Raw genomic sequence first — 22,404 nt, forward strand, 5'->3', positions numbered from 1 at the left:
ATGGGATATCGACAAAATCGGAGATCGCACCGCCTGGGAAACATGGGGGCTGTCGTCGCCGTGGTCCTGATGGCGACGGTGATTCCGGCCCAGGCGCAACAAGAACCGATCCGCCCGCTGGCGGCGGTAGCGCGTCTCGACCCTGCCGAGATCATGCTGGGCCGCGCCTTGTTCCACGACGCCTTGCTGTCGCGCGACGGATCGTTGTCGTGCGCCTCTTGCCATCCGCTGGACCGGGGCGGCAGCGACAACATGGTGGTGTCCGTCGGGATCGGCGGGGCCAAGGGCAGCGTCAACGCCCCCACCGTCTTCAACGCCGCCCACAACATCGCCCAATTCTGGGACGGTCGCACCGTCACGCTGGAACAGCAGGTGGACGGCCCCTTGCAAAACCCGGTGGAAATGGGCTCCGACTGGCCCGAGACCATCGCCCGCTTGCGCCGCAGCGACTATGCCCCGCGCTTTCGCGCCCTCTACGGCGCCGACCCCAGCCCCGAACTGGTACGCCGCGCCCTGGCCGGTTTCGAGCGTTCTTTGGTGGCCACCGGATCGCGTTTCGACCGCTGGCTGGGGGGCGAGGCAACGGCACTGGGGGCCGACGAGAAGAAAGGCTATGCCCTGTTCAAGTCCTATGGCTGCGCCTCGTGCCACCAGGGCGCCAATGTGGGCGGCAACCTGTTCCAGAAGCTGGGTTTTTTCGGCAACTGGTTCAAGGATCGCGGCGGCCCGGTGACCGCTGCCGACCTGGGTCGCTTCAACGTCACCGGTCGCGACTCGGACCGCCATGTGTTCAAGGTTCCCAGTCTGCGCCTGGCCGTGCTGACACCGCCTTATTTCCATGACGGTTCGGTGGCCAGCCTGGACGAAGCCATCCGCATCATGGGCCGTTACCAATTGGGGCGCGACATCCCCGATGCCGACATCGCCCTGATCGTCAAGTTCCTGGGCACCTTGCCGCCCGATACGCTGCCGGGTGGATCATGAGAACGTTGCTGCGCCCGGCGGTGCTGGCCTTTGCCGCCGCCGCCGCCATGGCCGGGGTGATGATCGTCTTCGCCGCCCGCAACACCGTCGACAGCGAGCGTCATGCCCAGGTGGTCACCAGCTTCGATACCCAATCCCGGATCGAGGCCAATTTCGACCGCGATCTGTTGCGGGTGGTGGCCGGCTTGCTGCCCCATTACGACACCATGTTGGCCTACGAGCGCCAATTGCGCGACGGCCTCGACGCGTTGGAAGTGGGCAACCCGCATGGTGACATCCCTACCGGCCAACTGGCGCTCTATCGCCAGCATGTGACCGACAAGATGCAGGCGGCCGAGCAGATCAAGGCGGTGAGCGCCTTCGTCCGGCGCGAGATCAGCTACCTGCCCTTCGCCGTCACCGGCTTCGCCGCCCACGCCGCCCCCGACACCGCGCGGCGCGTGCAGGCGGCGCTGATCGCCCTTGACACCGAAAGCCGTGGCGACACCAGCCAATCCGCCGGCCTGACGATCGAGATCGAACGCTTTGCCGCCAGTCCCGACGAAGAATTGCGCTCCATCGCCTTGCACATGCGCACCTTGTCGGAACAGCAGGACGTGCTGCGCCAAGCCATCGACACCTATTTCGCCATCCCCAGCCAAGCGACCATGGAAGCGGCGCGCCACGATTACATGGCCGCCTTCGCCATCCGCCAGGATCGCACCGCGACCCTGAGCCGCCTGCTGCAAATCTCCACCGTGCTGCTGTTCGTGGCGCTCGGCTGGGCCATCCACCGCCAGGCCAAGGCCCACGACGCCACCCTTGTCGCCCGCGCCCAGTTGATCGACGCGGTAACCTCGCTGTCCGAGGCCTTCGCCCTGTTCGACAACAAGCGCCATCTGGTGCTGTCCAACCACGGCTACGATCATCTGCTCGACACCCCGGCCCCCATCGGCACGTTCGACCAATTGATGCGGACCATGGGAACACGGCTGGAGGCGGTCAACCGCCCGGTCATCCCCACCGACACCGATCATGCCCAGGAATTGCTGTTGCGCGACCGCCAGACCGGGCGCTGGTATCTGTTTCGTAGCCGCCAAACCTCTGCCGGCGGGCTGGTCTGCCTGTTCACCGACCTGACCGACGACAAGCGCAACGAGATCGAATTGCGCAAGCTGACGGCGGCGGTCGAGCAAAGCCCGGTGGCGGTGGTCATCACCGATGCCGACGCCGCCATCGAATACGTCAACCCGGCCTTCCTGGCGCTCACCGGCTATACTCTGGCCGACGTGATCGGCAAAAACCCGCGCCTGCTGAAATCGGGCGAGGTCGATATCGCCACCTATCGCGAGATGTGGAAGACCCTGTCCTCGGGGCTGACCTGGCGCGGCGATCTGGTCAACCGCAAGAAGAACGGCGAATTGTTCTGGGAAAGCACGGTGATTTCCCCGGTCCGCGACCATGCCGGGCGCATCACCCATTACATCGCCTTGAAGGAAGACATCACCCAGCAAAAGCGCAACGCCGACCTGCTGCTCGACGCCAATGCCGATATCGAGCGCATGCTGTTCGCCACCTCGCACGATCTGCAAGAGCCGGTGCGCTCGATTCAGATCTATTGCCAGAAACTGGAACGGGAAATCCCGGCGGAACTGGGGGCGGCGGCCCGCGACAGCATGCGCACCATTGCCGATGGGGCGCGCCAGATCAGCTTGCTGGTGTCGGGATTGTCCGCCTACAGCCGATCCGGTCGGCCCATGGCCGCCTTCGTCCCGGTGGATTGCGCCAAAGCCGCCGAGGCGGCATGGAGCGAATGCAAGAACACCCTGGGCGCCCCCCCTATCCTGGGGGTGCACTGGACCACCCTGCCGGTGATCAGCGGCGACCCGGTCCTGCTGGTCATGCTGTTCCACAACCTGTTCGCCAACGCCATCAAGTTCGCCCGCCCCGCCGTACCGGCGAAAATCACGGTCAGCGCCGAACGCGACGGCAGCGGCTGGCGCATCGATGTGACCGATAACGGCATCGGCATCGAGGCCGCCTATTTGGACAAGGTGACCAAACCGTTCGCCCGCCTGCATCCGCGCGCCCAGTATCCCGGTGCCGGCATGGGGCTGGCATCATGCGACAAGATCGCCAAGGCTCATGGCGGTCGGTTGTGGCTGGACTCGATCCCGGGGCAAGGCACCACCGTGCATGTTTGGCTGCCGGCGGCGGAGAACGCCTAGCAGCACTCGTCTTCCAGCATGCGCAAAGCGTTCAGGCCGATCTCGTCGCCGTGTTCCTCGAACAATTCCTCGATGTAATAGGTATGACTGCACGCCAGACACAGTTCGTCGGCCTTGCGGAAACCGACCTTGCCGGCCTCGGCCAGACGGACGACGAAACGGTCCCAAAGCGCGTTGGACTTGGCCGGATCGGCGATGATGGCCAAGACGTGCTCGATCACCGTCTTGGCGTGGCCTTCGCAGTCGATGCCGCCAAAGCTGACATAGCGGTCGGGCGGAGTGATGCTGGTCATGACGTTCAACCTTGGCTGTGGGGCGGCAGCACCGCCACCATGACCATGCCCGGTCCTCGGCTCAACCACGGCCCCGCCAACGGCACTGGGGCTTTCCCCAAATGCATCGGGAGCACCCCAAATGCGTCACACCGCCAGACGCTGCCGCAGCACCTCGACCTTGCCGCGGCTGACCGGCACCGGCTCGGCCCCCGGCACATCCAGGACGATGCGCCACTGGCCGTCGGCCCGCTCCACCGCCTTGGCCCGGCGCAGATTGACGATCCACGACCGATGCACCTGCAGGAAGGTGACCGGGTCCAGCCGCCCGCTCAACTCGGCGAAACCCATGGTGCAGGGGTGCTGGCTGCCGTCGGTGGCGATGATACGGGAATAATGCCGCTCGGCCCGCAAGGCCGCCGCCAGGGCCACATCCAGCAGACGGACGCCGTGACGGGCATCGAGCGGCAGCTTCAGCAGCGGTTCGACCGGGGCCTGGGGCAAGGCCTCGACCAGATGGAACACCAGGCAATAGCCGGGACCATCGGCCCCTTCCACCAGCGACACCCGGGCGACCAGGGTGCCCAGGGGCAGGGTCATGGCCATGGAAGCCGGCTCGTCCGGCTGGGCCAGGGCCAGATCGAGCAGCCATTGCACCTTGGGCCGGACCATGGGCGGGTGCAAATCCAGAATGGGGGTGCCGATCACCGCCACGCCGTGGGTGCCGCCCTGGGTTTCCAGCATGCGCCGGGCCAGCCGGTTGGCCGACACCACACGGCGGTCCCGATCCAGGATGACCACGCCTTGCGGGACGCGCTGCAAACGGTATTCGAAGCTGCTCATGACGGAGGCCTTGGCCTTGGCGGGGTTGCGATTGGCGGGTGCGAATGCTAACGTCCGGCCAACTTCATCCAAATGCAAGATATCTTGCTCTGGCTTACGGAGAACATCACCGCATGTCCCTGGACAAAGCAGCCGTCCGCGCCATCGCCGAGTTGGCCCGCATCGAAGTGGCGGACGAGGAACTCGATCATCTGGCCGGCGAACTTTCCGGCATCCTGCACTTCGTCGAGCAATTGGCCGAGGTCGACACCACCGGCATCGCCCCCATGTCGTCGGTGGCCGACCTGACCTTGCCCATGCGCAAGGACGAGGTCACCGATGGCGGCCAGGTGGCTGCCGTGCTGGCCAACGCCCCCGCTGCCGATGATGGCTTCTTCACCGTTCCCAAGGTGGTGGAATAATGACCGAGCTCACCAAGCTGACCATCGCCCAGGCCCGCGATCAGATGGCCAAGGGCGCCTTCACCGCGTCCGAGCTGACCGAGGCCCATATCCGGGCCATGGAAGCCAAGCGCGACCTGAACGCCTATATCACCGAAACCGCCGATCTGGCGCGCGAGCAGGCCAAGGCCTCGGATCTGCGCCGCCAAGCCGGCAAGGCTGGCGCCCTGGAAGGCATTCCGCTGGGCATCAAGGATCTGTTCTGCACCAAGGGGGTCCAGACCACCGCCGCCAGCCGCATCCTGCAAGGCTTCAAGCCACCTTATGAAAGCACCGTGTCGGGCAAGCTGCTCGATGCCGGCGCCGTCACCTTGGGCAAGCTCAACCTGGACGAATTCGCCATGGGTTCGTCCAACATGACCAGCGCTTACGGCAAGGTCACCAATCCGTGGAAATCCAAATCGGAACCGGCCAAGCAATTGGTCCCCGGCGGTTCCTCGGGCGGATCGGCGGCAGCCGTCGCCGCCCGCATCGCCATGGGCGCCACCGGCACCGATACCGGCGGCTCGATCCGCCAGCCCGCCGCCTTCTGCGGCATCACCGGCATCAAGCCGACCTATGGCCGCTGCTCGCGCTGGGGCATCGTCGCCTTCGCCAGCTCGCTCGATCAGGCCGGCCCCATGGCCCGCGATGTGCGCGATTGCGCCATCATGCTGGGCGCCATGGCCGGGCATGACCCCAAGGATTCCACCTCGGCCCCCATGCCCGTGCCCAATTTCGAGGCGGCGCTCACCGGCGACATTCGTGGCCTCAAGGTCGGCATCCCCAAGGAATACCGCCCCGATGGTTTGTCGGATGAAATCCAGGCGGTGTGGGAACAAGGTATCCAGTGGTTGAAGGAGGCCGGCGCCACCCCGGTGGAGATCAGCCTGCCGCACACCAAATACGCGCTTCCCACCTATTACATCGTCGCCCCGGCGGAAGCGTCCAGCAATCTGGCCCGCTATGATGGCCTGCGCTTCGGCCTTCGGGTCGAGGGCAAGACCCTGGACGACATGTACAAGAAGACCCGCGCCGCCGGTTTCGGCGCCGAGGTGCGCCGCCGCATCATGATCGGCACCTATGTTCTCTCCGCCGGCTATTACGACGCCTATTATTCCAAGGCGCAGAAGGTGCGCCGCCTGATCGCCGAGGATTTCACCAAGGCGTTCCAGCAGGTCGACGTCATCCTGACCCCGACGGCACCGTCGGCGGCGTTCGGTATGGACGAGAACTCCGATGATCCGGTGACCATGTGGCTGAACGACGTGTTCACCATCCCCACCAGCCTTGCCGGCCTGCCCGGCCTGTCGTTGCCCGCTGGCCTCAATGCCAGCGGTCTGCCCTTGGGCCTGCAACTGATCGGCCGTCCGTTCGACGAGGAAACCGTGTTCAAGGTGGCCGGCGTGATGGAATCCGCCGCCCAGTTCACCGCCGTTCCGGAGGGTGTGTGATGATTATTCAAGGCGACACCGGCGATTGGGAAATCGTCATCGGTCTGGAAGTGCACGCCCAGGTCATTTCCAAGTCCAAGCTGTTTTCCGGCGCCGCCACCGATTTCGGCGCCGAGCCCAACGATCAGGTCAGCTTCGTCGATGCCGGCTTCCCCGGCATGCTGCCGGTGATCAATGAAAAATGCGTGGAACAGGCGGTGCGCACCGGTCTGGGCCTGAAGGCCAAGATCAACCTGACCTCGGTCTTCGCCCGCAAGAACTATTTCTACGCCGACCTGCCGCAGGGTTATCAGATCAGCCAGTACGACCTGCCCATCGTCGGCGAAGGCACGCTGCTGATCGATCTGGCCGACGGGTCCAGCCGCGCCATCGGCATCGAGCGCCTGCATCTGGAACAGGACGCCGGCAAGTCCATCCACGACATGCATCCATCCAAGTCGTATATCGACTTGAACCGGTCGGGCGTGGCGTTGATGGAAATCGTCTCCAAGCCCGATATGCGCAGCCCGGAAGAGGCCGGCGCCTATCTGACCAAGCTGCGCACCATCCTGCGTTACCTGGAAACCTGCGACGGCAACATGCAGGAAGGCAGCATGCGCTGCGACGCCAACGTCTCGGTCCGCCCGGTGGGCAGCACCGAATTGCGTACCCGCTGCGAGATCAAGAACGTCAATTCCATCCGCTTCGTCCAGCAGGCCATCGAATACGAGGCCCGGCGCCACATCGACGTCTACGAGAACGGTGGCGAGATCAAGCAGGAAACCCGCCTGTTCGATTCGGTCAAGGGCGAAACCCGCTCCATGCGCAGCAAGGAACATGCGCATGATTACCGCTATTTCCCCGATCCCGATCTGCTGCCCTTGGTGGTGGCCCAAGATTTCGTCGACGGCATCCAGGCCACCTTGCCCGAACTGCCCGACGACAAGAAGGCCCGTTTCATGGCCGATTTCGGCCTGAACGCCTATGATGCCGGGGTGTTGGTGGCCGAACGCGCCAGCGCCGATTTCTTTGAAGCCGTCGCCGCCGGGCGTGATGCCAAGATGGCCGCCAACTGGATCATGGGCGATTTCTTCGCCGCCATGAATTCGGGCGATTATTCGTGGGAAAAGCCGCCGGTTTCGGCCCAGAATTTGGGCAAGATGATCGACCTGATCAAGGACGGCACCATTTCCACCCGTCTGGCCAAGGACGTGTTCATCTTCATGCTCGAATCGGGCAAAGACCCCGCGATCATCGTCGAGGAAAAAGGCCTGAAGCAGGTCACCGACACCGGGGCCATCGAAAAAGCCATCGCCGAGGTGATGGCCGCCAACCCCGACAAGGTGGCCGAGGTCAAGGCCGGCAAGGACAAGCTGATCGGCTGGTTCGTCGGCCAAGTGATGAAGGCGACCCAGGGCAAAGCCAATCCCGGCATGCTCAATGAGTTGATCGTCAAGAAGTTCCAGGAATAGGTACTCGGGGAAAAGTACACCGAGGCAAAGCCGAGGGACTTTTTCACGGCTAACGGAATAGACCTGACCAAGGTCAAAGCGGCCACCCGTTCGGGCGGTCATCATACCCCCCATCACGGATATTCCGCCGATGGAGACTATGATGACCGTTGCCGCTTCTTCCTTCCGTTCCGACCTGACCGCCCTTGTCGTTGGATTGGGCCTGCTGTGCGCCGGCACCGTGGCGGTGATCGGTTCCATCGGCCTGGGTGCCTGGGTGCTGGGGCTTTAATCCCCGCCCTTTGAAGGATTGCCCCACGGGCAATATGGATTCATACTAATTTCACGGTGATGGCGGGCCTCGGCCCGCCATTTCTGTTGACGGATGTCATAAAAATGTAACAAAAGCTCCCTTCGTTTCCCTTTGGGGCATCAGCCCGTGAGCCATCCCAAATCCATCATTCAATATGCCGCCCTACCATATCGGGTGGTGGACGGCCATGTGGAAGTGATGCTGGTCACCTCGCGCGAGACCAAGCGGTGGATTTTGCCCAAGGGTCAGCCGGAAAAGCGGCTGAAGCCCTATGAGGTCGCCGCCGCCGAGGCCTACGAAGAAGCCGGCATCATGGGCAGCGTCGACAAGGACGCCATGACCATGTTCGCCAGCACCAAGCGGCTGAAGAACGGCACCGAACTGCCCTGCACCATCAAGGTCTATGTGCTGAAGGTGAAAAAGGTGCTGGACGCGTGGCCGGAAAAATCGGAGCGCGAACGCCGTTGGTTCAGCCCCGGCGAAGCGGCCATGGTCGCCACCGAAGCCGGCCTGATCAGAACATTGCTGGATTTCGGCGCCAAGTGGCTTTGAGCCCCATGGACTCTTGCCGTATCCCCAGTGTATGACACTTCCGTTACAGCAGATGGGGTTTCCATGGCTTTGAAGTTCCTGCGCGCGCTCATGCCCAAGGAAGAGCGCTTCATCGAGCATTTTGCCGCCCACGCACAATGTATCGCCGATGCCGCCGTCGCCCTGGCCGCCATGATGCAAGCCCCCACCGCTGAACGTGAAGCCTGCTTCACCAAGGTGTGCGCCATCGAAAGCAAGGCCGACGGCATCGCCAAGGAAACCCTGGTCGCTTTGCATCGCGCCTTCATCACGCCGTTCGACCGTTCCGACATCCATGCGCTGACCACCGCGCTGGACGACGCCGTCGACCTGATCGAGGACGTGGCCCAGCACGCCACGCTTTACAAGATCGACACCTTCGGTCCGCGCATGCTGGAATTCGCGGCGATGATCGAGAAAAGCGCCCTGCTGCTGGTGCAGTTGATCCCGCTGCTCACCGACATCAACCGCAATGTCAGCCAGATCAATTCCCTGTGCGAACAGGTCGGCAAGCTGGAAAGCGAGGGCGACCGCGTGCTGCGTCTGGCGCTGTCGGAACTGATCGCCGAAAAGCCCGACACCATCGGCTTCATCGGCAAGAAAGAGGTCTATGACCTGCTTGAAACGGTCACCGACCGTTGCGACGACGTCGCCGATCTGATCGAAGGCATCGTGCTGGATCACGTGTGATGGAAGCGACGATCGCCCTGCCGGCTTTGGTGGCGATCATCGCCATCGCGCTGTTCTTCGATTTCATCAACGGCCTGCACGACGCCGCCAATTCCATCGCCACCGTGGTCTCTACCCGGGTGCTGCCGCCCAAATGGGCGGTGCTGTGGGCGGCCTTCTTCAACTTCATCGCCTTCCTGTTCTTCGGCCTGCACGTGGCCAAGACGGTGGGCACCGGCATCGTCCAGCCCCATGTGATCGACCCTTACGTCATCGTCGCCGCCCTGATCGGCGCCATTTCGTGGAATCTGATCACTTGGTATCTCGGCCTGCCGTCGTCGTCATCTCATGCCCTGATCGGCGGCTTGGCCGGTGCGGCCATTGCCAAGGCCGGACTGGGCGGGCTGGCCACCGCCGGCTTCACCAAGACCGCCCTGGCCATCGTCGGCTCGCCGCTGTTCGGCTTTTTCCTGGCGGTCACCATCATGATCGGCCTGTCCTGGGCCTTGCGCAAGGCGACGCCGTTCCTGGTCGATCGCGGCTTCCGCCATCTGCAATTGGTGTCGGCGGCCTTGTATTCGCTGGGCCATGGCGGCAACGACGCGCAAAAGACCATGGGCATCATCGCCGTGCTGCTGTTCAGCCAGGGCTATCTGGGTGACACCTTCTATGTGCCGTTCTGGGTGGTGATCGCCGCCCAGACCGCCATGGGCCTGGGCACCATGATGGGCGGCTGGCGCATCGTCAAGACCATGGGCTCGAAGATCACCGATTTGAAGCCGTTCCAGGGTTTCTGCGCCGAAACCGCCGGGGCCATCACCCTGTTCGGCGCCACCGCTTTGGGCATTCCGGTGTCAACCACCCACACCATCACCGGCTCCATCGTCGGTGTCGGCGCGGTCAAGCGGCAATCGGCGGTACGCTGGGGCTTGGCCGGCACCATCGTCTGGGCCTGGATCTTCACCATCCCCGCCGCCGGCATCATCAGTGCCGGCTGCTATTGGCTGGTCAGCGCCCTGTAACCCAATGGGATGCGCGAAGGGGCCAAGCCCCTTCGCTTTCTTCTTACCCCTACCTCGCCCGGTTCAAGGCCGAAGCGATGGCCTTCAACGCCGCCATGGTAACCGACGCATCCAGCGCCGCCCCATGCACCACCGCGCCATCAGCGCCCGCCACCGCCACATAGGACGCCGCCTGGGCCTCGGAGCCCTGGCCGATGGCGTGTTCGTGGTAATCCTTGATCTTAACCATCACGCCCAGATCCTTTTCCAAGGCATGGACGAAGGCATCCACCGGGCCGGCGCCGATACCCTGGACGATCCGCTCCTTACCATCGACCACCAGTGTGGCGGTCAAGGCGCGCTGGCCCTTGGACACCGGCACGGTGGAGTAATCGACAACCTGGATGCGACCATCGGCCAGATAGGTGCGCTGGAAGAACAGCCAGATTTCCTCAGGCGCCAATTCACGCCCCTCGCGGTCGGCGTGATCCTGCACCACGCGGGCGAATTCCGCCTGGAAGGGCTTGGGCAATTCCAGGCCGTGGTCGCGTTCCAGCACAAAGGCGACGCCGCCCTTGCCCGACTGGCTGTTGATGCGGATCACCGCTTCATAGCTGCGGCCCACATCGGCCGGATCGATGGGCAGATAAGGCACTTCCCATACCGGCGAATTGGCCTTGTCGCGGGCCTTGAAGCCCTTGTTGATGGCATCTTGGTGCGAACCGGAAAACGCCGTGTAGACCAGTTCACCGGCATAGGGGTGACGTTGGTGCACCGGCAGGCCGGTACATTCCTCCGCCACCCGGCGGATGGCATCGATATCCGACAAATCCAATTGGGGGTCGATTCCCTGGGTGAACAGATTCAAGGCCAAGGTGCAGACATCCACATTGCCGGTGCGCTCGCCATTGCCGAACAAGGTGCCCTCAACCCGGTCGGCCCCGGCCATCACCGCCAGCTCCGCCGCCGCCACACCGGTACCGCGGTCGTTGTGCGGATGGACCGAGACGACCAGACTGTCGCGGTTCTTCACAGTGGCGCAGAACCATTCGATGACGTCGGCATAGATGTTGGGCGTACTCATCTCCACCGTCGCCGGCAGATTGACGATCATCTTGCGTTCCGGTGTGGCGCCCCATTCGGCCGCCACCGCCTCGACGATGGCGACGGCGAAATCGGGCTCGGTGCCGGTGAAGCTTTCCGGGCTGTACTGAAAGGTGACCTCGCCACCCTTGCGCTGAGCCGACATCTCGCGCACCAGCCGGGTCCCGGCCAGGGCCAGATCGATGCAGCCCTGGCGGTCAAAGCCGAACACCACCCGGCGCTGCACTTCCGAGGTGGAATTGTACAGGTGGACGATGACCTTGTTGGCCCCTTCCAACGCCTCGAAGCTTTTTCGGATCAAATCCTCGCGCGCCTGGGTCAGGATCTGGATGGTGACGTCATCGGGGATATGGCCACCCTCGATCAGATGACGGATGAAGTCGTAATCGGTCTGCGAGGCGGCGGGAAAGCCCACCTCGATCTGCTTGAAGCCCATGGCCACCAAGGTGTTCCACAGCCGCATCTTGCGATGGCTGTCCATGGGATCGATCAGCGCCTGATTGCCATCGCGCAAATCGACGCTGCACCATTGCGGCGCGGCGGCAATGACGGCATCGGGCCAGCGGCGGGCGGCCAATTTCATGGTCGGATAGGGGCGGTACTTGTCGGAAGCGGCGGTCTTCATGGCCGGATCATCCTTTGGCGAAACACGGATAGGGATATGGGGTGGAGCGCGGAACAAGTCACGGTCGCCGGAGCGCGCGCGGGCGCGATCAGTGCCGACGACCGCCCATTAGTCGCAAGGCGCCCTGCACCGCCCAGGCGGTTTCGGTCACACGGATGATGGAGAAGCTGGAAGACATGACACCCTCGGAAAAACCCAAATGCACAACAGCCAACACGTATCCCGGCGTCGAGTTACGACACCGGGCCGGTAAGCAGCAGCAGGGCGAAAGTCCGAGTAATCATGACAACGACGATGCCAGAGCCGACCGGGGCTCGTCAACACCCATCCGTCACCCTATGTAAGGAGGCGACCACAGCGGAGACGAAGATGATCGACCTGTACACCTGGGGCACGCCCAATGGCCGCAAGGTTTCCATCATGCTGGAAGAATGCGGCCTGCCATATCGCGTCCACCCCATCGACATCATGAAGGGCGACCAGTTCAGCCCGGATTTCATCGCCATCAATCCCAATTCCAAGATCCCGGCGATCATCGACCAGGACGGCCCCGGCGGCACCCCGTTCTCGCTGTTTGAATCGGGGGCGATCCTGATCTATCTGGCGGGAAAGACCGGCAGGTTCCTGCCCGCCGATGCGCGTGGGCGCTCTGAAACCCTGCAATGGCTGATGTTCCAGATGGGCGGCATCGGCCCGATGTTCGGCCAAACCCACCATTTCCGCAAATTCGCCCCCGAACCGATCCCCTATGCCATCGAACGCTATTCCAAGGAAACCAAACGACTGTACGGCGTGCTGAACACGCGGCTGGGGCAAAGCGACTTCGTGGCCGGTGAATATTCCATCGCCGACATGGCCATCTACCCGTGGTGCCAACGTGCCGACTGGCAGGGCATCGACCTGAACGCGTTCCCGCACGTCGCCCGTTGGATGGAAACCATGAGTGAACGCCCGGCTGTTGAAAGAGGGATGTCGGTTCCCGGTTGACCAAAGCGTCACAAGTCGCTAGAAACGTGCCTTCAGCCACGGGGGTGTTAGCGACCCCACTGAGAATCATTCCTGCGGAGGGATGGGTGAGTGGCTGAAACCAACGGTTTGCTAAACCGTCCTAGGGGGTTAACCCTTAGCGCGGGTTCGAATCCCGCTCCCTCCGCCACTACTTTCAAAGAATAGATTCTCTGACGCATAGAGCCTTGGGCGAAAGCCCAAGGCTCTGCGCCGTTTGCGGCCAGTAGCTGTTGACCTTCTGGTCTTATGACGGCGCATTTTTAACCAATTTTATCTTCTCTCCCGCCCTGTTTCTCTGGAAGCTGTTGACTGCCGCCAAACGGTACGGGATTTAAAGTTGCAAGTAATTCAAGGCGTTGTGACGCCAAAAGCTGTTGACCTTTTCGCTGTTATTATTGGCGCGGGCTGGAGTCTGGGAGTGGAATGGACGGTCAACAGCCGTCCTGGCCCAGAAAGAGCCATCCGCATCAGGCACGGCCAAGCACCTTCTCCACGCCAGTGTGCAGAATTTTCACGGAGACTGGCTTCTCGAGAAATAGATCGACTCCCGCAGCATAAGCCGTCTCGGCATTCTTCTCACCGACCATCCCAGTTACCAGAACGATAACCGTTTTCGGATCGATCCCGTCTACACCTGCTCGGATTCGACGGGTGCATTCCAGTCCGTCCATTACATCCATCTGCCAGTCCATGAAGACGATGTCTGCCCCGCCAGCCTGGAGGGCGGAAATGGCCTCGGCACCATTGGCAGCCGAGACGATCTCCGTAATGCCGAGAGCCCCTAAAACCATATGGATCAGTTCTCTCATCTGGGCATTATCCTCGACGATAACAGCGCGCCTGGGCTTAACCTTCATGAAACTGCTCCCTTAGTGCAACGATTTCGGGCAATATGCCGAGAAACATCTCTACGAGCCTTGGATCAAAGTGCTTGCCGGACTGATCCTTTACTAGGGCAACCGCCTTTTCCAGCGGCCAGGCTTCCTTGTAGGGTCTTGACGAAGTCAGGGCGTCGAACACGTCGCAGATGGCGGCAATACGGGCCTCTATGGGGATATCCTCACCCTTGAGACCCTGAGGATAGCCGCTGCCATCCCATTTCTCGTGATGGCACAACGCCACATTGCGGGCCATCATGAGTAATTCAGATTTGTGCTCGCCAATAATTTTGGCTCCTATCGAAACATGCGTCTCCATAATCTTTCGTTCGTCGGGGTCATGCCGACCGGGCTTGAGTAGAATTTTGTCGGGGATACCGATCTTACCGACATCGTGCATCGGCGTTGCGTAAAGGATCAACTCCGCCCGCGCAGCCCCCATACCAGCAGCCAATGCCAGCATTTTGCACGAGTGACTCATGCGCATCACATGCATACCCGTTTCTTCGTCGCGGTACTCCCCAGCCAGACCGAGGCGTTCAATGATCTGTAGCTGGGCCACGCGCACATCTCTTGTGCGCTCGTGGACGATCTCCTCCAACTCGTCAGCACGTAGCCGCTGCCGCTTGAAGAAATGCCGTGTCTCTAGCATGTTGCGGATTCGCAGCATCACCTCCCACCGCTTGAACGGCTTGTTGACGAAGTCACGGGCCCCAGCCGTCAGCGCCTGGAACCTTGTCTCATCGTCGGTCTGGGCGGTCAGCACCAGTACCGGGAGCCAGTCGCCCTCCTCCAAAGTGGCGGCGAGTTTCTCCAACACTTCGATGCCGCTCATATGCGGCATGCGAACATCAAGCAGGATGATATCGAAGTCGTGGGACTGGTGGAGGCCGACCACCTCACGTGGATCACCGGTGGAAATCAGATTGGTGTAGCCTTCCCCAACCAGCATGGCTTGCAGAACCGCCACATTGGCCGGTTCGTCATCGACGATCAGGATGCGGGAGGCTTGAAGGACATCATTCATGAGTGACAAACTTGGCCTCCATCGCACGGGACAAGGTGCGGATAAGCTCGGATAGATTGACCGGCTTGGTGAGGTAATCGACAAAACCGCTGTTCAGCGCCCGCTCGGCGGTTGCGCTGGTGGCATCGGCGCTGAGGCCAACCACGGGGATATGGCGGATCAAGGCATCATGCTTGAGCCGGGCGACGGCCTCAAAGCCGTTTATGCCAGGGAGATTGATGTCGAGTAGAATCACATCGGGCTGACTGCTACGTGCCAGGATCAGTCCATCTTCCGCATTGGTGGCGGTGATCAACCGCATGGGGGCGAGTTGCTCGAACAGGGCCTCCATCAGGCGCATATTGAACACATTATCCTCGATGTAGAGAACGAGACGATCCTCGAAGCAGTAATGGAGATTTGGCCCGCTATCGGCGGCGGGGGGGGGCTCTACCTTGTCGTCACACAACGGGAAGTCCAACCAGAAGCACGAGCCTTTATCAGCCACGCTGGAAAAGCCAATGCGCCCGCCCATGGCCTCAATGATGCTTTTGGTTAAGGCGAGGCCGATACCAGTGCCCTCAGTCGCGGTTGCATCGGCCCCAAGCCGATTGAAAGGCTTGAACATCTGATCCTGCATATTGTCGGGAATACCCTTGCCGGTATCGGCGATGATCAACCTGTGAAAGCCGTCCTCGATGGTTTCGCACGAGATGGTCACCGTGCCACCACGTCGGTTGTACTTGGCGGCATTGGAGAGCAGGTTGAGGATCAATTGCTTGGTACGCTGAGGATCGGCCAGGATCGTCGCATTACACTCAGCGGCCTCATTGACCGGTGTAACCTCGTATTTGGCAAAGATGGGGGTCGAAAGTGACACGCATTCATCGATCACCGACCCAAGATGGACTGCCGTCACCTCCTGCGTCATGGCCCCGGCCTCAACCTTAGCCAGATCGAGCACTTCGTTGATGAGGTCGAGCAGATGGGAGCCGCCAGCCAGGATGTGATCAACGTATCCTCGCTGCTTGTCGGTCAAGGGTGAGCCATAACCCGCGAGCAACACCTCTGCGAAACCAAGGACGGCGTTCAAGGGCGTCCGCAGCTCGTGACTCATGTTGGACAGGAAATCCGACTTAGCCCGGTTCGCGGCTTCGGCGGCAAGCTTGCTTTCTTGCAATTGGATTTCCGTCAACTTTCTGGCTGTAATATTTGCATGAGAAACGACAGCCCCGGGCTCTGGGCCTGTAATTGGGGAAATGTCCAGCCTGAACCAACGCTTTTCAGTTGGAGAGTGACATGGGTATTCCAGAGAAATTCCTAACGAAAGCCCATTTATAACGTCCAAAATTGCTTGAGGCGTCAGCTCAGTAGGGCATTCACTAGAATCCTCTCCTCCACACACCGATCCGTAAAAGTCACCAATGCAGAAGTTGTGCGGCCCATTATTAGCCACTGAGAAATTGCGCCATGCCTTGTTGACCATGGCAATGCGTCCTTGGCAATCCAGAACGGCAATATGCTGTGACATACAGTCTATGATGAGAGCGAGCCGATCCCGCGCCCTTTCCAGGTCAAAGGAATGGCTCTTTTCGGCAACCTCTGCCTTCTTCCGTTCCGTGATGTCCAAGGCTATGGTCAGGCATCGCCACCCACTTCCCCATTCATTTCCAAGCTTGACGCTTTCCAGAATTACAGGGAACGCAGGGCGCTGATCTGGGGAAAGCCATATCTCAGTCAATGATCGTCCGGTAATTTTTGTCCGCAGAAAATGGCTATCGAGTTCCTTGCGACTTTTTTTATCAACGAAGAGCATAAATGGCTTTCCGGCGACTCTAGCCTTGTCCTTATTGAGCATTTTCATGCCGGAAATATTTGCATCAATCACAGCAAAGCCTTCGTTGATGACAAAATATCCAACAGGTGAGTAATCGAAGAGGTCGCGATTTTGCGCGCTAATCCCTTCAATGCGTTCTTGAGCCTGTTGGAGCTCTTCGTTTTGGGATCGCAGCTCTTCCTGATGGACTTGTAGGTCGTGCAGAATCTCATCGTCGCCACCTTTAGGCGATGACCCGCTTTGAGCAAGCAGAAGACGCAGCGCATCGATCTCCTTAATCAGCACCAAATTTTCTGTCTCGAGAACAGCTTTTGTTTTCATATTGCAGCTCACTACAAAACTCTTCCGATTTACAGGGCGGAAAATTTGCGATCCTTAGCAATCAGAAAATAGTCTCTGACAGTGGCAAGACAAGCCTCTTTGGACTAATTTGGCTACGGCAACCTTCCGCCCTCGCCCCCCCTTGCCATTCCATTGATCGTAAAACGAGGCTCGCGTAGGCTGCTCGGATGATCAATCTCCGCCAGCGCCTTTCCTCAATAATCCGCGACATCGGTTTCGCCCGTGTCAGGCAATTGATCATTTCATCTGACCATCCTCCTTACCTGACGCGCCATCGAGCCGAGACCATTGCCTCACGTATTCGAATAGTTGCTGGCGCCTTCTCCCTTCTGACCCTGGCATGGATCGCCCTCGATAGACTTGTGTTGCCTTGGCCAAGCTGGGGCTGGCTGGCCGGGTTGAGGTTGGTCGCTTCGCTCGTGTTCATCGTACTCGCCGTCGCAGCCCATCGCGGAGTGACGCTGGCGCGGGCCTTGTCATTGCTGGGGGTTCTTCTGGCGTTGCCGTTGGCTCTTTTTCTGGCGGCGCAGTTCTCGCTGTCGGGACTGCCGCTTGATGATGCGGCCGCAATCGATGCGCGCCTCTATGCCGCCCTGCCGATCATCATCGTCGCCGGTCTGGGGGTAATGCCCCTGACCGTTGCCGAGGGACTGTCATACGCACTGCCTGTGATCGTGGCGGCGACGCTCGGCCCGGTTCTGGCCAACGGGATCGACTGGGTTGGTCAGTTGTCCACCATGTGGGTGCTGGGCATGATCTTGGGAGTCTATCTTCTGGAGAGCATGATCCAGCTCCACTACATGATCAGCCTACTCCAGCGCGCCAGCCACGATCCGCTCACCAATGTCTTCACGCGCCACAGCGGCAACGAGATCGTCGACACGCATTTCCGACTGTCGTGCCAGCGGGACGCTCCTTTCGCCGTGGCCTTCATCGATCTAGACAACTTCAAGAGCGTGAACGATGCCCATGGTCATGAGGCCGGGGACTGGGTGCTCAAGAACGCGGTCACCAACCTTACCCGGCTGCTGCGTAGCTCGGACGCCATCATCCGTTGGGGCGGCGAGGAGTTTGTGGTTATCCTAGGTAGCGCCTCCGCCGAAGGCCAGCGAATCGCCATCCAGCGAATTGTAAACGAGTGGCTAGGCACCCGCCCGGACGGCGGCCCAGTTACGGCGAGCATCGGCGTCGCCGAACGCATCGCTGACAGCGCCCAAGACTGGCCTGCACTGATTGAGCTTGCCGACGCCCGCATGTATCAAGCCAAGATGAGCGGAAAGGCCCGTGGTATCATGGGTGCGGACGAGGTGATCATTCCAAACTAAATGCTACATGGCCCGCAGTCTTCGACAGAACATTGACCGTCAGCGATGGGTCAGTTCCAGCGGATTGACTCTGGTGCTGCCTGACCGCTCTACCCTTAGATAGATATCCGTCGTCCCACTTGTGCCAAATTCCGTCGATGGCGACAGTCTTCGTCGATCAGATCGACCCAGCAATTACCATTGGTCTAATTGTAGCGCCGATGCCAGACTGGACCCGATAATCTGACGGGGTTTCTGGCGATGGGCGTCTTCTCAGGATGGTTCGATCCGTCGAGTTTTGCTCCTCATGGCTTCTGCTTGTCGTGGGCGCCTGGGTTGTTGGAGCTCCATGCCGTTTCAGACGCAGTCACGGGCGTTTGCTACATGGCAGTCGGCTTTTTAATATTCCAATTCGGCAGACGCCGCCCTGACATGGGGTCTGCCGCCCTATTTAATGCTCTGTTCGTGGTCTTTTTTCTGTGTGGACTGACCCACATCGTCGACATTGTCGTGCTGTGGCGTCCCGTCTACGTCGAGCAGGGGCTTCTCAAGGCGGTTACAGCGGCGGCGTCACTACCGGCCCTGATCATTCTGATCAGGTTAGTGCCCAAGGCGATCGGCCTGCCCTCGTCGGCCCAGATGGCTGAGGTTAGCCGCGAGGCCAATTTTGATCCGCTGACAGACCTGCCCAACCGCCGCCACCTCATTCACAAACTTGAACGGATAATTGAGAAAGCCTCGGAGGAGCGGCGGCAGCTGGCAGTGTTGTTCGTCGATTTGGACCACTTCAAACCCGTCAACGACACTCTTGGGCACCAAATCGGCGATCGGCTCCTGGTTGAGGTCGCCGTCCGCCTGAAATCTTGTGTTAGAGGTTCGGATGTTGTCGCCCGGCTTGGCGGCGACGAGTTTCTGGTGGTGCTTGAAGCAGTCTCATCCCCGGAGTCCACCGCCATGGTCGCCGACAACATCATTACCGCTATCGGCCTGCCCTACACGATCGAGGATCAACAAATCGAAATTGGCGCCAGCATCGGCGTGGCGGTATTTCCAGGCGACGGCACCGATCCCGACACCTTGATCCAACAGGCGGACAAGGCAATGTACGCCGCAAAGGCTAATGGACGAGGCGGGTTCAGCAACGCGACGGCTGCGGGCGCCAGCCTCTGAGTATTCCTGTCCCGCCCATTGACAGAATTGGCTCAGCCTCGGCAGGTTGGCCCCGGTGCTGAGGCTGACCGCTTGCCCCCATATACCCGCCATTCGGCGAGAACGGTTTCTGCGCTCCCGTTGTGCCAAAACCAGCCATTAAGACCAGCAACGTCTCGCATATTCCTCAAACTCCTCTATTGGCAATGGGCGACTAAAGAAATAGCCCTGACAGGAATGGCAGCCAGATGTTTCCAAGAAATTTCTCTGCGCTTCTGTTTCAACGCCCTCGGCTATGACGCTCAAGCCAAGGCTTTGGGCCAGATTGACAATGGTCTTGGCGATGGTCGCATCACTTGGGTCTGTTAGCACATCGCGGACAAACGATTGGTCAATTTTTAACTGATCCAGCGGAAGCTGCTTCAGGTATGACAACGATGAATAGCCTGTACCAAAGTCATCAAGAGAAAATCCAATACCATCAGCCTTCAGGGCAAACATTTTTTTGATAATGTCTTGCACATTTTCAGCCAGCATACTTTCAGTCAATTCAAGCTTTAGTCGCTCAGGATTTGCGCCAGTTACTCTAATAACTTCTTGAATATGATCAACAAATTCAGGCTGATGAAACTGCTGTACGCTGACATTAACGGCAACAGTAAGATCGGCCAATTCAGGGCGTGTCGCCCATTCCGCCAATTGCTTACAGGCGGCCTCTAAAACCCAATTCCCTAATTGTAGGATCAAGCCCGTTTCTTCAGCCAAAGGAATGAAATCTGAAGGGGGCACCAATCCTCGTACGGGATGCCGCCACCGCACCAGCGCTTCAACGCCAGTCATTCGCCCATTGGAAAAAATCTGAGGTTGATAGTGCAGCAGGAATTGCTTTTTAATTAAGCCCTGACGAAGGTCGGCTTCGATCTTCGCCCTCTTGATAACGGCTTCTTCCATTTTTGGGTCAAAAAAGTGAATTGATGCCCCGCCCTCAGCTTTAGCCTTATACATGGCAAGGTCTGACTGCTTCAAAAGATCATCGGCCACCACATGCCCAAAAAACAATGTGGCACCGATACTCGGTGTACATACATAGTGCTGATTGTTGAGGGAGTATGGCTGGCTCAGGGCTTCTATAATTTTTAAACCTATGGCTTCAACCTGATTGGCAGCTTCAGATTCTGTTCTGGCCAGATCAACCAACAGCACCAAAAACTCATCTCCACCAAGCCGGGCCACTGTATCGTCTTCACGAACACTTGCTACAAGCCTAGGCGCTATGTCTCTCAGTAATTGGTCGCCGATCTCATGGCCAAGCGTTTCGTTAAGTGCCTTGAAGTTATCGAGGTCAATGAAAAGCAGGGCACAATGTTTGCCATCGCGATAACTGGCCGTCATTGCCAACTTCATCCGGTCCATCAGCAATGTGCGATTTGGTAGGCCGGTCAAGTGGTCAAAGAACGATAATTCAGCAATCTTCCCTTCTGCTCTCCGACGCTCACTGATATCGCGCAATGCACTCGCAATCATTACTCCTTGATCTGTATCAACCCGGCTTAAATTTATTTCTACTTCACATTCTGATCCATCCTTTCGTAAAGCCTTAATTGTGCGGCCTCCCAACATAAGCCTTCTATCTGGAGCCTCTATATAAGCAGACCGATGTTCCGAGTGGGCGCTGTTGACACTCTTGGGAACCAGAGCCTCAATCGATTGGCCGATTAAGTCCTCCGCCATATAGCCCAACACCTCTTCAACGCGGCTATTGGCCATGGTAATTGCCCCCTGCGCATCGCTAATTAGCAGTGCATCTGGACTTGCGTCAAAGATGGTTCTCAAGCGTGCTTCGCTTATTTGAATGTCAGAAAAAGCCTGCTCTCTATCAGAAATGGCTTGCCTTAGATTAGTGATATTGGTGTGCGTAATAACGACACCTCTTATCTTTCTGTGCCACAGAGGGGCTACCGTCATCGCGAACCAACGCTGCTCCGTATTTGAGTGGCAGGGATATTCCATACTGAATATCGGCAAGCTGCCACTCAAAACGGCCATGATGCCGTTATGCGCTTCTAAAGCACCCTCCTTTTCTGAGCCGTCCCCCGCCCGGCAGATACCCAAATAGCTGGCCCCAATTCCAGCATTAGGCAGAGGCTGCTCGCCCTCGCAAGTATTTTCCAATGCAAATTTTCGCCAAGCTTCATTAACAGATACAATGATGCCATGACCATCAAGCACAGCAATTTCTGATTGCACAGAATTTAAAATGACTGTTTTGAACTCTTCACTACTCTGTAAGTCCGCAAAGACCAGATCTCTATCTACCTGCATTTCTTCAAGTTCAGAAGTTCTCTTAAGGAGAATTGTTTCCGTATTAATGGCTAAGTCTAACGCCTCTACAATAGATCTATTATAGGCCTGGATGGCATAAAGCATTAAACCAACGCACATCGCAACTGCAAGGGCCACCGTAAGCCAAGTTTGGGGCGCAATTAGATAGGCTGCGACATCAAACGATGGAGCCGTGCCAAAGGCATACATGCTTATGCCAGCGCCAAATAGTGACAAGACAACAAATGACAGCAATATCAAGCCCGTTCGCATTCCTATCATAATTGCCGCAATGCAGACTCCTGTATTAAAAAAGGTATATGCCGGAGATAGAATGCCAAATTGCAGAACACTTCCAAGTCCAACCATTATTAGTACCAATGACATTGAAAGCGCTTTTGTCATTGCTGATAATTTATTTCTAAAATAATATAGTGCACACAAGTACGTAGACAAAATAATCTGCAGCATCATTACGGGCAAAAATCCAATTATAGTAAACCTCGAAACGCTCGCTGCAGTGGTAATTGGCGCAAAAATCGCCAATATCATTAGGATGTTGTCTGTCAAACGGCTGCGTATCGCTTCCAATTGGCTATTTACATGGATCATGGCATCGCCTGCTTGAGATGTGGTGCGCGATTTGTCGACACGCATGTCCAACAAA

19 protein-coding genes and 1 tRNA gene are annotated in these 22,404 nt (G+C 59.1%); 13 read left to right on the plus strand and 7 right to left on the minus strand.

What is annotated here, in order from left to right; translation table 11 throughout:
* Positions 1-42 precede the first annotated feature (42 nt).
* On the plus strand, positions 43-984 hold the full coding sequence (locus MGMSRV2_RS12410) for a cytochrome-c peroxidase (protein ID WP_041633603.1): 942 nt from the start codon (positions 43-45) through the stop codon (positions 982-984).
* Positions 981-3,191 carry a DAHL domain-containing protein gene (locus MGMSRV2_RS12415; RefSeq protein WP_024080691.1) on the plus strand — a complete coding sequence of 737 codons (2,211 nt, stop codon included), beginning with the start codon at positions 981-983 and terminating at the stop codon, positions 3,189-3,191. The genes MGMSRV2_RS12410 and MGMSRV2_RS12415 overlap by 4 nt, the downstream gene beginning before the upstream one ends.
* Here MGMSRV2_RS12415 and cowN read toward each other — a convergent pair.
* Together cowN and MGMSRV2_RS12425 are read right to left on the minus strand one after the other, a co-directional pair.
* Positions 3,188-3,484: a N(2)-fixation sustaining protein CowN gene (gene cowN, locus MGMSRV2_RS12420; protein WP_041634455.1), complete on the minus strand. Its 297-nt coding sequence runs from the start codon at positions 3,482-3,484 to the stop codon at positions 3,188-3,190. The genes MGMSRV2_RS12415 and cowN overlap by 4 nt on opposite strands.
* 126 nt (positions 3,485-3,610) lie before the next feature.
* Positions 3,611-4,306, minus strand: coding sequence for a PAS domain-containing transcriptional regulator (locus MGMSRV2_RS12425; RefSeq protein ID WP_041634456.1), 696 nt, complete (start codon positions 4,304-4,306; stop codon positions 3,611-3,613).
* 113 nt (positions 4,307-4,419) lie between these two features.
* On the opposite strand from MGMSRV2_RS12425, the gene gatC reads away from it, so the two are divergent.
* The 7 genes from gatC (at position 4,420) to MGMSRV2_RS12455 (ending at position 10,183) form a co-directional block, all read left to right on the plus strand.
* On the plus strand, positions 4,420-4,707 hold the full coding sequence (gene gatC, locus MGMSRV2_RS12430; RefSeq protein ID WP_024080694.1) for an Asp-tRNA(Asn)/Glu-tRNA(Gln) amidotransferase subunit GatC: 288 nt from the start codon (positions 4,420-4,422) through the stop codon (positions 4,705-4,707).
* Positions 4,707-6,179 carry an Asp-tRNA(Asn)/Glu-tRNA(Gln) amidotransferase subunit GatA gene (gene gatA / locus MGMSRV2_RS12435; protein WP_024080695.1) on the plus strand — a complete coding sequence of 491 codons (1,473 nt, stop codon included), beginning with the start codon at positions 4,707-4,709 and terminating at the stop codon, positions 6,177-6,179. Before gatC ends, gatA begins: the two co-directional genes overlap by 1 nt.
* A complete protein-coding gene (gene gatB / locus MGMSRV2_RS12440; RefSeq protein WP_024080696.1) occupies positions 6,179-7,630 on the plus strand; it encodes an Asp-tRNA(Asn)/Glu-tRNA(Gln) amidotransferase subunit GatB in 1,452 nt (483 codons plus the stop codon). Before gatA ends, gatB begins: the two co-directional genes overlap by 1 nt.
* A gap of 130 nt (positions 7,631-7,760) precedes the next feature.
* Positions 7,761-7,901, plus strand: a complete 141-nt coding sequence (locus tag MGMSRV2_RS21765; protein WP_158699576.1) for a hypothetical protein — start codon at positions 7,761-7,763, stop codon at positions 7,899-7,901.
* Between the two features lie 147 nt (positions 7,902-8,048).
* A complete protein-coding gene (locus MGMSRV2_RS12445; protein ID WP_024080698.1) occupies positions 8,049-8,474 on the plus strand; it encodes an NUDIX hydrolase in 426 nt (141 codons plus the stop codon).
* 63 nt (positions 8,475-8,537) lie between these two features.
* A complete protein-coding gene (locus MGMSRV2_RS12450) occupies positions 8,538-9,182 on the plus strand; it encodes a DUF47 domain-containing protein (protein ID WP_024080699.1) in 645 nt (214 codons plus the stop codon).
* Positions 9,182-10,183: an inorganic phosphate transporter gene (locus tag MGMSRV2_RS12455; RefSeq protein ID WP_024080700.1), complete on the plus strand. Its 1,002-nt coding sequence runs from the start codon at positions 9,182-9,184 to the stop codon at positions 10,181-10,183. Before MGMSRV2_RS12450 ends, MGMSRV2_RS12455 begins: the two co-directional genes overlap by 1 nt.
* Before the next feature lie 49 nt (positions 10,184-10,232).
* Here the strand turns inward: MGMSRV2_RS12455 and leuA are convergent, their stop codons facing one another.
* Positions 10,233-11,891, minus strand: coding sequence for a 2-isopropylmalate synthase (gene leuA / locus MGMSRV2_RS12460; RefSeq protein WP_024080701.1), 1,659 nt, complete (start codon positions 11,889-11,891; stop codon positions 10,233-10,235).
* Positions 11,892-12,260: 369 nt separating this feature from the next.
* Here leuA and MGMSRV2_RS12465 point away from each other — a divergent pair, with 369 nt between their 5' ends.
* Positions 12,261-12,878: a glutathione S-transferase N-terminal domain-containing protein gene (locus MGMSRV2_RS12465; RefSeq protein WP_024080702.1), complete on the plus strand. Its 618-nt coding sequence runs from the start codon at positions 12,261-12,263 to the stop codon at positions 12,876-12,878.
* 76 nt (positions 12,879-12,954) lie between these two features.
* Positions 12,955-13,047 (plus strand) — tRNA-Ser (locus MGMSRV2_RS12470).
* A gap of 319 nt (positions 13,048-13,366) precedes the next feature.
* Here the strand turns inward: MGMSRV2_RS12470 and MGMSRV2_RS12475 are convergent.
* From MGMSRV2_RS12475 to MGMSRV2_RS12485, 3 genes are read right to left on the minus strand one after another with little or no spacing between them, the layout of a single operon-like run.
* A complete protein-coding gene (locus MGMSRV2_RS12475; RefSeq protein ID WP_024080704.1) occupies positions 13,367-13,756 on the minus strand; it encodes a response regulator in 390 nt (129 codons plus the stop codon).
* Positions 13,746-14,804 carry an HD domain-containing phosphohydrolase gene (locus MGMSRV2_RS12480; protein WP_041633605.1) on the minus strand — a complete coding sequence of 353 codons (1,059 nt, stop codon included), beginning with the start codon at positions 14,802-14,804 and terminating at the stop codon, positions 13,746-13,748. Before MGMSRV2_RS12480 ends, MGMSRV2_RS12475 begins: the two co-directional genes overlap by 11 nt.
* Positions 14,797-16,941, minus strand: a complete 2,145-nt coding sequence (locus tag MGMSRV2_RS12485) for a PAS domain-containing hybrid sensor histidine kinase/response regulator (protein WP_052588967.1) — start codon at positions 16,939-16,941, stop codon at positions 14,797-14,799. The genes MGMSRV2_RS12480 and MGMSRV2_RS12485 overlap by 8 nt, the downstream gene beginning before the upstream one ends.
* 188 nt (positions 16,942-17,129) lie before the next feature.
* On the opposite strand from MGMSRV2_RS12485, the gene MGMSRV2_RS12490 reads away from it, so the two are divergent.
* Positions 17,130-18,287: a GGDEF domain-containing protein gene (locus tag MGMSRV2_RS12490; protein ID WP_024080708.1), complete on the plus strand. Its 1,158-nt coding sequence runs from the start codon at positions 17,130-17,132 to the stop codon at positions 18,285-18,287.
* A gap of 240 nt (positions 18,288-18,527) precedes the next feature.
* On the plus strand, positions 18,528-19,436 hold the full coding sequence (locus MGMSRV2_RS12495) for a GGDEF domain-containing protein (RefSeq protein ID WP_052588968.1): 909 nt from the start codon (positions 18,528-18,530) through the stop codon (positions 19,434-19,436).
* 138 nt (positions 19,437-19,574) lie between these two features.
* Here MGMSRV2_RS12495 and MGMSRV2_RS21715 read toward each other — a convergent pair whose 3' ends face one another.
* Entirely contained in the window at positions 19,575-22,394 is a 2,820-nt protein-coding gene (locus tag MGMSRV2_RS21715; protein WP_242410764.1) for an EAL domain-containing protein, read from the minus strand.
* Positions 22,395-22,404 lie beyond the last annotated feature (10 nt).

The organism is Magnetospirillum gryphiswaldense MSR-1 v2 (genome assembly GCF_000513295.1).
GTDB lineage: Bacteria > Pseudomonadota > Alphaproteobacteria > Rhodospirillales > Magnetospirillaceae > Magnetospirillum > Magnetospirillum gryphiswaldense.